At 44.8% G+C, this 656-nt stretch carries 1 protein-coding gene; it reads left to right on the top strand.

Translation table 11 applies throughout. The annotated features are described in order from the left end of the window. Nucleotides 1-656, top strand: a 656-nt coding sequence (locus tag O3Q51_18405) for a hypothetical protein (protein ID MCZ4410795.1), incomplete at both ends; no start/stop codon positions are given.

Here is a 656-nt window from a genome sequence, read left to right as displayed (position 1 = left end):
GAAGTGAATGTGTTGGGCTTGACTTGTCCGCTTTCAGAGATAGTGTCGATATCTTCTATCGGATGCCCTGTTCCACTTACTTGTGGTGAAGGATTAGAGGTTGACTATTGCTACGATAATAATGATGAAGCGCTATTCGTATATGAAAGTCCGGATGGAGAGCCTGTAGTTTTCTTTATCCAGTCAGGACTCATCGAGTCTTGTTGTGATGACATTTTTATCTACGATGGATTAGACAATACGGGTGAGCTTCTCTTTAGCGGAAACAACGGTGGAGATTTAACCGGTGTTTCAGTTACAGCCAACTCCGGAGCTCTTTACATGGAGCTTGATACAGACTTTTCTGTTAGTTGTGCCAGTGGAAGTACAACATATTTAGACGGATGGAGCTGGATCGTAGGATGTGGAGATTTTGACATTCCCGGTTGCATCGACCCTGAGGCACTGAACTTCTCACCTGAAGCTACAGTTGACGATGGTTCATGTATTTTCCCTGCAGTGAATGATGAGGCCTGTGGAGCAGTTGTTCTGGAATGCAATGGTCCTTCTTTGACAGGAAATTTCGATGCTGCGAGCATCAGTGATGAATTGACAAACTGCGGAAGTACTTTTACTCCGCCTACAGGAGATCTTTGGTTCCAGTTCGAAGCAAACGG

The organism is Cryomorphaceae bacterium 1068 (assembly GCA_027214385.1).
Taxonomy (GTDB): Bacteria; Bacteroidota; Bacteroidia; order Flavobacteriales_D; family Cryomorphaceae; genus JAKVAV01.
Note: the sequence above shows the minus strand (reverse complement) of the source record. Positions and strands in the feature narration are given on the sequence as shown.